Annotated in this window: 9 protein-coding genes; all 9 read right to left on the reverse strand. The window is 57.9% G+C overall.

What is annotated here, in order from left to right; translation table 11 throughout:
* Positions 1–222 precede the first annotated feature (222 nt).
* A complete protein-coding gene (locus E2170_RS13615) occupies positions 223–543 on the reverse strand; it encodes a hypothetical protein (RefSeq protein ID WP_133001238.1) in 321 nt (106 codons plus the stop codon).
* A gap of 1,487 nt (positions 544–2,030) precedes the next feature.
* The gene (locus tag E2170_RS13620; RefSeq protein WP_133001239.1) at positions 2,031–2,363 is read right to left on the reverse strand and encodes a ribonuclease E inhibitor RraB; all 333 of its coding nucleotides are present in this window, start codon (positions 2,361–2,363) and stop codon (positions 2,031–2,033) included.
* 562 nt (positions 2,364–2,925) lie between these two features.
* On the reverse strand, positions 2,926–3,246 hold the full coding sequence (locus tag E2170_RS13625) for a hypothetical protein (RefSeq protein ID WP_133001240.1): 321 nt from the start codon (positions 3,244–3,246) through the stop codon (positions 2,926–2,928).
* A gap of 1,560 nt (positions 3,247–4,806) precedes the next feature.
* Positions 4,807–5,430 carry a hypothetical protein gene (locus E2170_RS13630; RefSeq protein WP_133001241.1) on the reverse strand — a complete coding sequence of 208 codons (624 nt, stop codon included), beginning with the start codon at positions 5,428–5,430 and terminating at the stop codon, positions 4,807–4,809.
* A gap of 456 nt (positions 5,431–5,886) precedes the next feature.
* Positions 5,887–6,330, reverse strand: a complete 444-nt coding sequence (locus tag E2170_RS13635; protein ID WP_133001242.1) for a hypothetical protein — start codon at positions 6,328–6,330, stop codon at positions 5,887–5,889.
* A 66-nt stretch (positions 6,331–6,396) separates the two neighbouring features.
* A complete protein-coding gene (locus E2170_RS13640) occupies positions 6,397–6,606 on the reverse strand; it encodes a hypothetical protein (protein ID WP_133001243.1) in 210 nt (69 codons plus the stop codon).
* 347 nt (positions 6,607–6,953) lie between these two features.
* Positions 6,954–7,508, reverse strand: coding sequence for a GNAT family N-acetyltransferase (locus E2170_RS13645; protein ID WP_133001244.1), 555 nt, complete (start codon positions 7,506–7,508; stop codon positions 6,954–6,956).
* An 880-nt stretch (positions 7,509–8,388) separates the two neighbouring features.
* Positions 8,389–9,234: a GIY-YIG nuclease family protein gene (locus E2170_RS13650; protein WP_133001245.1), complete on the reverse strand. Its 846-nt coding sequence runs from the start codon at positions 9,232–9,234 to the stop codon at positions 8,389–8,391.
* A gap of 65 nt (positions 9,235–9,299) precedes the next feature.
* The gene (locus E2170_RS14300) at positions 9,300–9,710 is read right to left on the reverse strand and encodes an MAPEG family protein (RefSeq protein WP_133001246.1); all 411 of its coding nucleotides are present in this window, start codon (positions 9,708–9,710) and stop codon (positions 9,300–9,302) included.
* Positions 9,711–9,850 lie beyond the last annotated feature (140 nt).

A 9,850-nucleotide genomic window follows, 5' to 3' on the forward strand; every position in this document is an offset into this window, starting at 1 on the left:
GTGGCTGGCTTGGACGCCTGAGGTGCTTCCGGTCTCAAAGAGCTTGCGCAGGCCTTTATGCCGGAACGACTTGATCATGGGCCCACTGTATCACGTTGCGCATCACGCAACAAGCGGCCTAACGCCTAAGTTAAGCCGAGACGCGTAGTGGAGCGAAGCACATGGCAAGCTGTACCTGCCATGTGCTTTGCGGAACGAAGCGGCGTCGGCTTGAACGCATTGTTAGGCGCGCCCCGTCGACGTGCCAGACGCGAACTCCTTAACACCAGCCGCAGCAAGCTGAGCCCGTGCCTCCGGATCCTCCGCAACAACGCGATGGAGCGTGTGAAACACGTAGGTACGGCACAGACCTGGCCAAGCGACAAGCATGTAGAGCGCTCCAGCGACCAGCCAGTCCGCACGGGTCAGCGGCTTCCAGCCGGTGAGATGTGCGACGGCGGTGTAGCCCAGAACAGCCAACAGAACCCAACGGAACCAAGCCCAGAAGCGCGTGCCCCACAGCACATTCTTAAAGTGGCGAACTTCCGACTCTGTCAGTTTCACTTCACGCCTCCTTGCTGTGTAGCAGCGCGCCTAACGCCGGAATTAAGCCGTGCCGCGAAGCGGCATCGGCTTGAATGACTTGTTAGGCCGCCGATGTCCAGCACCGCGACCCAACCCCTGGCCGGACAGTACAACAAGTCTGGGCAAACAGCTTGGGCTTGAGCTTGCCGCGGACGAAGCCGGATTGCCGGGCGCGCGGCCGAGAAGCCGCACTGCCAACCCACACGAGGCCGACTCAGGATGATCGTACTTGTGCCGAAGCTGCGTCTGTACAAAGCCGAGCTGCGCCATGTGTGACCGCCGATGCCACTTCCGCGCGTGCGAAATGCAAACGCTACGGATGAGCGAAGTGCCGTAATCCGCCCAGAACCCGGCTACAACAGTGCCGAGAACCAAAGGCCTAACGCCTGAGTTAAGCCGCGCCGCGAGTGGCAAGGCTGTGCGCTAGCGTAGCGCAAGCGCACAGGCCGCGGCCACGACACTGCGTCGGCTTGAACGAATTGTTAGGCAGCAGTCCATTGATTAGAGCAAGCGATTCCACTGACCCTTCTCGATGAGCTTCTGGAGGGTTTCTTTGGCCGCGTAGTAGCGGATGAGGCCGCAGTCCTTGCACACGACAGCTCTCAGCTTTGGCGAGGTGAACAAGCCGCTAGACCCAGGAAGAAGATCTGGTCCGTAACCGCCGCGAGCTGAAATGTCGCTGTGTGTGAGTAGGTCGTTGCTGCCGCACTCTGGACAGCTCTTCTGGCTCGCCATGAACTCTCTTTCCTGCTGCCTAACGCTTGAGTTAAGCCGTGCCGCGAAGCGGCATCGGCTTGAATGAATTGTTAGGCACCGCCCCCACGTACCAGCTGAGCAAGCTCCGGCAGGGGTGAGTACCCGCCGGACTCTGGGCTAGAGGGCAGTGCCGCAACCTCAATGTGCTGGACTTGCTCGGCAAGCGCAAGCTCCCCAAGCGCACACTCCAGCATGATGAATGTCCCAGCAAGAAACGCCTGCTCCCGCGCTGGATCGTAATGAGCGTAGCCAATGCGAAGCCCCAGGGCACTTGGGTCTGCCGATGATCGTAGAGGCATGTACCAAGTAGCCTTTGGGCTGAGAGTTATCCCTGCGTAGGAGGTGTCAAAGTCAAAGCCTTGGGCTGGCTTGAACGCAATGAATCTCCATCCGGGAATAGGCGGAGCGGATGCGACCAAAGTGCGGACTGCCGAGAAGTAGCTTGTCCGTCCCTCAGCCGACACGATCAGTTCATTGCAGCCATCGTCGGCTCGTCCTGTCTCAAACCACAGATGCGAGCAGTAGGCGTGCAAAGCTTCTTGTATCTCATCGAGCAGTTCTTCGTCCCGCGGCAACTGGATGTCTCGGAACTTGGCCTCGTTCCGCTCGAACCAATCCCAAAATTTGCGTTGATCTTCCATGCGGTGCCTAACGCCTGAATTAAGCCGCGCCGCGAAGCGGCGTCGGCTTGAATGAATTGTTAGGCCGCATCAGTGCATGACTCCCCATGACTCACAGACACCGCCGAACGGAAGCATTGTGGCGCTGACGCGACGCTGGACGGATGTTACGCCCTCATAGGTTACGGGGCCAACGACCTGAAACTGGACGTAACCAGCACCATGCTCATCCGGAGGATAGAGGCTGAGGCTGCCATATACAGACCGGAGCAACTCAAGCGCCACCTCCGCAGGAGGCCACTCCTCAAAGTCCACGTTATAGTCAACCGACCAATCTTGCGAGAAGTCGAAGCCAGCCGCGGCGAGGCGACGAAACACGCCTCCATCTGCATCATCCGGCCAATCTGCGATGAACTCACCCATGCGGCCTAACGCCTGAGTTAAGCCGCGCCGCGAAGCGGCGTCGGCTTGAATGAATTGTTAGCCAGCCAGCTGCGGATCTAGGCTAGCCGGATCGAAGGACTCTGACTCAACGTGCAAGATCAGAGAGTAGTGGGCAGATGGGGCAAACTGCTCGCGGATGTAGTGAACTTGCCCAGGTGAACTGGCGCCAAGCACGCCACGCAAAATGCCAGCTAGCCGCTCAAAGTCGTGCGGCTGGCCCCAAATGCCCCGGGCATCCAAGCGAGGTTCTGGCCAAGTGGTTAGGGTCAGGTACCAGTGTGGCCCCAAGTGTTCATGCTCGGATGGAGCGGCCCGGCTTGGGTTGCCAGCGTACCGTTCAAGCGCCTCGACGAGACGAATGAGTCCCGATGTGCCCCCGTGCAAATGCCACTCCCCCGCCTTGTCGTCGGAGAGGTAATAAACGCCGAAGTCGCGCCACTCTTGGCGCGTCATCTCTGCTACCCGATCCGATAACTTTTCCATGGCTGGCTAACGCCGGAATTAAGCCGCGCCGCGAAGCGGTGTCGGCTTGAATGAATTGTTAGGTGCGCAGCTCTGCAAGCCTGCGCTCCACTTGCTCTCGGTCTACGTAGCGTGCCATGACCGGCCACTGTTGGTGGGAAATCGACTTGTAGAAGTCGTAGGCGAACCCGAGGCCCAATGCAAAGCTGCCTGCGGCGAGTAAGTAATGTGGCCATTGAAGCGATCCGCCGTAACGGAAAACGACAAAGAAGAGACTTGCCGTCGCTAGCCAAAGCACGGCGGATATCAGCCAGAAGCGCCACCCACTGCGCTTCTTTCCCGCAGTATCCATAGCCTTAAGCAGCCCATCGAGAATGCATTCTTCTTGCTTCGGACTCATAGAAGCGCTCCCCCTCGCGCCTAACGCCTGAATTAAGCCGCGCCGCGAAGCGGTGTCGGCTTGAATGAATTGTTAGGCCCCGTCCGACCACCAGGACTCGCTGTACTCACCAACCGAAACCATTAGCTGGACCGACGAATCGAGTAGGTCGAAGTACTGATGCCCAGAGCCGGAGGAGGCCAGAGCTTGGAGCTTACCTTGAATGACCGACACTGAGTCCGGAGAGCAAAGCCACACATATCCAGTTGCTTGGGAGTAGGGTGTGCGGGAGGCAAAGAGCTCCGCGGAGTTATGGGCCGAAACACGGACCATGCCATGGACTGGGAAAACAGCAGCGTCAGATGCGGCGAACGCTCCGAGACGAGCCGATAAATCAGAGACATCGGCTGCAGTGCCCGATATGAGCAAGGTGTCCGCGCCCTTGAACTGCTGAAACAGGCCTAGTTGAAGGCTCATTAGGGGCCTAACGCCTGAGTTAAGGCGTGCCGCGAAGCGGCATCGCCTTGAACGAATTGTTAGCCGGCCGACCGTCAATGCAATGATAGCCAACAAGCCTCTCTTCCAAGTGCATAGCAGTCGGCTGCTCAGGATAGACGCGGCCGCGCAAGCTATGAATGAGTGCGCGGTCGCACGGGTAGCTGCGTGATGATTCCAGCACTTTGATGTCAACTACCGAGCCATCCTCTCCTACGGTGAAGGAAAGTTTGGCTTGGCAGGTGTAAGTACGCCCGAAACAGTCATCCGGTGGCACTGAAACATCCGGCACCTCAAGTGGCTCCGGAGTTGCTAGGCCGGCTATAGCCAGCCCGCTCGTGGAGATGGCAATCAGCATGAGAGCAGTAAGAGTCTTCATGGCCGGCTAACGCTGGAATTAAGCCGCGCCGCGAAGCGGCGTCGGCTTGAATGACTTGTTAGGCCGCCGCTGCCCGGCACCCTGCCCGGACTTGCGACCCAACCCCTGGCCGAACAGTACAACAAGTCTGGGCGAACAGCCTGGGCTTGAACTTGCCGCGGCCGGAGCCAGATTACCCAGTCCGCGCGGCCAAGCCGAGCTGCGCCACGAGTGACCGCCGATGTCGCTCCCGCGCGTGCGAGGTGCAGACGCTAAGGATGAGCGCGATGCTGCAATCCACCTAGAACCCGGCTACGGCACTGCGGGAAACAAGGCCTAACGCCAGAATTAAGCCGCGCCGCGAAGCGGCGTCGGCTTGAATGAATTGTTAGGCCGCACGCCGGTCAATCCCAATTGTCCATGTAGCGAACGTCGCCATTGCTACACACCGTAGCTTGCAAGTGCGAATCCGTTACGGGTGGCCATGCGTAAACGTCCCATACTAAGTACCAGCAGCCAGCGTTCGGCTCTTCGTGGCTGTGATGCCATTTGGCGCTGGCTAAGTAGCGGTGCTCGTTTTGAACGCCCCTTTCCGACAGGTAGACCTTTGCCGTCTCGACAGCCTCGAACAGTGAAATTGGCGGCTCACCAGGAGCAGCAGGCGCCAGAGCAAGGAGTGCTGTAAGGAAAGCTTGCACGTAGCTATCTCCTGCGGCCTAACGCCTGAATTAAGCCGCGCCGCGAAGCGGCGTCGGCTTGAATGAATTGTTAGGCCTCTCTTTCAGCTCCAGAGAGTCCTGCTTGTATTCCTTTCCATACCAAAGGCTCAGTCCGTCTCCAAGAGCCGCGTAAGCATGAGGAAGCACTGAGGCCGTAGCTGCCTTTGCAATAGCAAGCTTGTTACGAGTATGCCGGTGGATGCGGCTTGATTGGCGCCGCATTTCCGCCCAATTTACCGTCTTAGATCCGGGAACATTGCGTTGTATGGCTCCAGCCTCGTTCCAGTGGGAGAACGATGAGAACTTGAGATGGCCGAGGTCAATGACACCCTGCATGAACTGCACTACACCAGCTCCCTCCAAGGAGGTTCGATGGGTTCCAACGCCCGGATTGAGTTTGAAGGTGGTGAACGTAGGCGTGTCGGTAGCATCCGGGAACCAGCCACGCAGGAGAAATCCACCGGCCATGCGCTCGTCCGCCATAGTGCGGAGTTCCTCGACTGACCTTATTTGGCGGATATCTCTGTCAATGCGCGAGTAAGCCTCGTAGACGATCATGTCCGTCTCTGCAAAGACAAACTGCATAAGGCTATAGAAGTCTTCATCTAGCCCAAAGAAGTCAAGTTGCGCCATAGAGGCCTAACGCCAGAATTAAGCCGCGCCGCGAAGCGGCGTCGGCTTGAATGAATTGTTAGGGCCCAACCGACGACACATGAGATGCGTCAAAGCTGCCACGGCTGCGCCACAAACAATGGCCAAGAATCCTGTCCATGCCCCAAAAGGAAGCGCCACGAGACCTGGGGCTATGCCAAGCAGCAAGGCATACAACCATCTCGCGCGATTGTGTCTGAGTAGGGCGAGGTAGCCGGGTGCGCCCATGACCACGACAGGCAGGAAGCCGAGGATGATGGTGTAGGCAAACACGATCTTTACCGAGTCCAACGGATCCAACAACGAGTTGTCATGGAGCATGGAGTCAATGGCGCCGTAGCCACCCATGCCTAGAGCGACTACTAGCAGCGCAAAGAGTGCTGCTGCCTCAACAAGTATCAGTTGCCGAAATAAGCTCATTGGGCCCTAACGCTTGAGTTAAGCCGCGCCGCGAAGCGGCGTCGGCTTGAATGAATTGTTAGGTGGCGGCAAGATATTGCGGCAGAAGTCACTCTTGCGGGCCGCGTCTACTACTGCCGTGGAATACCCACGAAATGTCGAAATGCCAATACGAAAGCGGTCTTTGTGTATGCGCTCGACCATCAAATGCGCCTTCATCGGCGCTCCAAGGGTATAAACAACAAGGACTCGCTCTCCTGGCTTCGCAATCTCATGCTTGTACATTCCTTGCTCGTTGGCAAAGCGCATAACTCCCTCGATTGCCGCTGATCCGTCCTCGCACACTTGAACGAAGCCTAGCTCAAATATATCTGGCTTGTTGCCGTTAGCTGCGGGAAAGTACTCAGTGTGCTCAGGGTCTGCCCCAAAACAGCCGGTAAGCATCAGTGAGAAAGCCGCCGTTAAGAGCCTGAATTGCGACATAAGTCGGGAGCCGCCTAACGCCAGAATTAAGCCGTGCCGCGAAGCGGCATCGGCTTGAATGACTTGTTAGGCTGCATTGGCCGAAGAACCGCCAGAGCCGCCCTTGATGCGCTTGATATTGCGTACGAGCAGGTACAAGCCTGCGCCGCAGATCAGAAGCTTGACGAGCAAGGGGGCCGTGAACCCGTTTGCTTGGAATGACAGGTAAGACTCAAGCGCATAGAAGCCGGCGACGATCAAACCAACGACGGCGAGCAGCAGTGCTTTGATACTCATGAACTCTCCGCAATGACGGCCTAACGCCTGAGTTAAGCCGCGCCACGAAGTGGCGTCGGCTTGAATGATTGGTTAGCCGCTGACACTCAATCGTACGACAGGACGTATCCCTGATCGGTCCATTTGATTGAGTAGTAGCGATTGCATTCCTTAGCGGCCTTCTCAACTAACTCGTTGAACTTAGACTTCAGCACCATCTCATCCGTGATGTTTCCGTTTGGCGCAGCCTCTTTAAGAATTTTGTCGAACTCGGCTTGGAGCTCTAGGTGTAGATCATCACAGTTCATCTATCTATCTCCATTTGTGTAACGAACGATCTCGACGCAGCTAGGCGGCTAACGCCTGAATTAAGCCGCGCCGCGAAGCGGCGTCGGCTTGAATGAATTGTTAGGTGCCGGCACCACGTACCTCTGAACAGTCTCTGCCGGATCACCAGTCTCGATCTCGGAGTGCAGTACACCACCATTGCGAACAATCATACGGACAGATGCTTCGTTGTGCTTGTGGCAATGAACATGTATCTCCCCGATACCCCTCTGGCGTGCTTGGGTGAGTGTAAGCGCTAATAGCTCTGTGCCAAGTCCCCGGCCTCGGTGCGACGGGCGAATCCCAAGCCCGATGTGTCCACCGCATTCTTGGATCCTCTGATTCAAGTAATGGCGCAGGCTTGATACCCCGATAAGCTCCTGGCCTTCAGCAAGCCAGTATGTCGAACTAGGCACATAACCGGATGGAATATTCACGCCGTTGGAGAAGTCATCAAGGCGCTGCAGCAATTCGCCGAAATTATTGGACTCAAGATCCAACTGAAATGGATACCTCTCTTCCTCGCCCAGCTCGGCAATGTACTCGCGGTAGCTCTGCTCGTATTCGTAGCTTGGAAGTACAAGTGACACTGTCATGAGGCACCTAACGCCTAAGTTAAGCCGAGACGCGTAGTGGAGCGAAGCACATGGCAAGCTGTACCTGCCATGTGCTTTGCATAACGAAGCGGCTTCGGCTTGAACGCATTGTTAGGCCGCCGTAACCAAGCGTGCGCCCGGCCTTGCGATAGCCCAACCCCTGCGCCGAACAGTACACCAAGTCTGGCCAAGGAGATTGGCCTGGCCACCGCCGGGAACGGAGCCGCGATGCTAGCGCGCGCGGCCAAGAACTTTCACCGCGACCGCTCCGAAGCCGACCCGGCAGTTCAAACCTTGCGGAGAGTCGCGTCTGTCCGAAGCCGAACTGCAGCAGGACCAACTGCCGATGACTTTCCCGCGTGCGAAGCGCAAACCGCTGCGGATGAGCGAAGACTGCGAGCTGCCCCAGTACCCTTGCGACAACAGTGCGGGAAACAAGGCCTAACGCCGGAATTAAGCCGCGCCGCGAAGCGGCGTCGGCTTGAATGACTTGTTAGGCCGCCGATGCCTGGCACTTGCACCCGGGCTGCGGTGACCCAACCCCTGCGCGGAACAGTACAACAAGTCTGACCCGACAGCTTGGGCTGGAACTTGCAGCGGCCGAAGCCAGATTGCCCGGGCGCGCGGCCAAGAAGCTGCACCGCCAGCATGCACGAGGCCGATTCAGGATGATCGTACTTGCGCAGAAGCTGCGCCTGTCCGAAGCCGAGTTGCACCACGAGTGGCCGCCGATGCCGCTCACGCGCGTGCGAAGTGCAAACGCCACGAATGAGCGAAGTGCCGCGATCCGCTCAGAACCGGGTTACAACAGTGCCGAGAACCAAAGGCCTAACGCCTGAGTTAAGCCGCGCCGCGAAGCGGCGTCGGCTTGAACGAGTTGTTATACGGACTCGAGTTGCTTGAGCGTTTGGCCGCTCGCGTCCTTCCATGCGGTTCTGCCATTGGCGGTGCCGCCGTGAATCACCGCTGCCGCCGCACTTGGGCTAGAGAACTCGTGGTTCTTGGTGAAAACAAGGTGGCCTGCAGCAGGCGCGAGCACACCGTCTTTCAGCAACTGCTCGCGAGCATTAATTACCCACGGATAGTCTTTTGCCGATGGGCGCAGCGCTTGGGCAGCCTGCGACTGGGCGAGCACCACAATACCGTTTGGTGTGAGGTGCCCACTGGCCTTAAGGCCGCTAATCTCACAGAACAGGAGGCGCGCTTCTTCTTGGGATTCCGGCGGGGCGGCGATTGGAACGAGCACTTCAACTCCAAGAGCGGGAAGCAGCTGCTCAATCTTTTCCAGGAAGATCTCCATGTCCGCGCGATCGGATTCAGGAAGCTTTGACGTGGTTGCCTGGGAGTTTGTAAGGCTGGCGCGACCAGCGAGCTTTGCCAGCTCGATGAGCCGACCTTCCAAGTAGCGGATATGGGACTTGGTGAGGTTCTCGTCTTTGCTAGTGAAGTAAACGAGATGGTTCCAGAAGTCCTTGTCTACGTGCTGCTTAAGCCGCGACTGGATCGACTCAGCTTCGCCGATGTACACGGCTGGGCCGCCAGACAGCGGATCTACGCCGGTAAGCAAGTAGACCCCGACATTGCCTGCTTCCTCGCGCTTAAGGAGCTGATCGAGTTCCGTGCGAGGGCCAGCGACGGCTTTTCCCGACCAGTTCGAGATCTCGCCAGTCCGTAAGCGCTTCGGATCGCCATGCGGAAGGTAAATTTTGATCGTGGCGCTAGGCATGTGTGTTGTCCGTATAACGCCTGAGTTAAGCCGCGCCGCGAAGCGGCGTCGGCTTGAATGAATTGTTAGGCCACTGGCGACGTGCCGGTGGACATGAGAACGAGAACCCAAAGACCAAGCACGGCCAGAAAGTTGACTGTGAACACGATACCCCTAAGCCGGACATTGTGAGTAAGAATTTGGACAGCACTATGCAGTATGCGGCCCACAACAAAGATCCAGGCTAGTGCAACGGCAGCCGGATTGGGCTGGAACTGTAGAAGGATGAGGCACGCGGCGTAGAAGAACAGCGGCCACTCAAACTGGTTGGAGAGGTTGGCGCTGATACGAGGCTCGACAGACGCCCTAGGATTGCTCCCGTCCGGGCGACGGCCAATGCCCCATACAGCGGGAGCGCGCGCAACAGTAAGCAGCACGTACAGGAACGCAGCAAGTGCGACGTGTGCGGCCATAGGAGCAATTAGTGTTTGCGACATAGTTGCATCCAGTGGCCTAACGCCTTATGTCTTGAGTTTCCCCTAGCCTGAGAGCCGAGAGCCCGGCGTGCGCGCCCGATAACGCCTCGGTGTCAGCACCACCGTAATTCAGCAGGGGCCGCACGCCGGATCTCGCGCCC

Source organism: Luteimonas arsenica, from assembly GCF_004352825.1.
GTDB classification, from domain to species: Bacteria; Pseudomonadota; Gammaproteobacteria; order Xanthomonadales; family Xanthomonadaceae; genus Luteimonas; species Luteimonas arsenica.

Bases quoted from the DNA above. Each gene is read 5' to 3' on its own strand.
- E2170_RS13620 (WP_133001239.1), bottom strand. From the start codon at position 2,363: ATGGGTGAGTTCATCGCAGATTGGCCGGATGATGCAGATGGAGGCGTG.
- E2170_RS13625 (WP_133001240.1), bottom strand. From the start codon at position 3,246: ATGAGTCCGAAGCAAGAAGAATGCATTCTCGATGGGCTGCTTAAGGCT.
- E2170_RS13630 (WP_133001241.1), bottom strand. From the start codon at position 5,430: ATGGCGCAACTTGACTTCTTTGGGCTAGATGAAGACTTCTATAGCCTT.
- E2170_RS13635 (WP_133001242.1), bottom strand. From the start codon at position 6,330: ATGTCGCAATTCAGGCTCTTAACGGCGGCTTTCTCACTGATGCTTACC.
- E2170_RS13640 (WP_133001243.1), bottom strand. From the start codon at position 6,606: ATGAGTATCAAAGCACTGCTGCTCGCCGTCGTTGGTTTGATCGTCGCC.
- E2170_RS13645 (WP_133001244.1), bottom strand. From the start codon at position 7,508: ATGACAGTGTCACTTGTACTTCCAAGCTACGAATACGAGCAGAGCTAC.
- E2170_RS13650 (WP_133001245.1), bottom strand. From the start codon at position 9,234: ATGCCTAGCGCCACGATCAAAATTTACCTTCCGCATGGCGATCCGAAG.
- E2170_RS14300 (WP_133001246.1), bottom strand. From the start codon at position 9,710: ATGTCGCAAACACTAATTGCTCCTATGGCCGCACACGTCGCACTTGCT.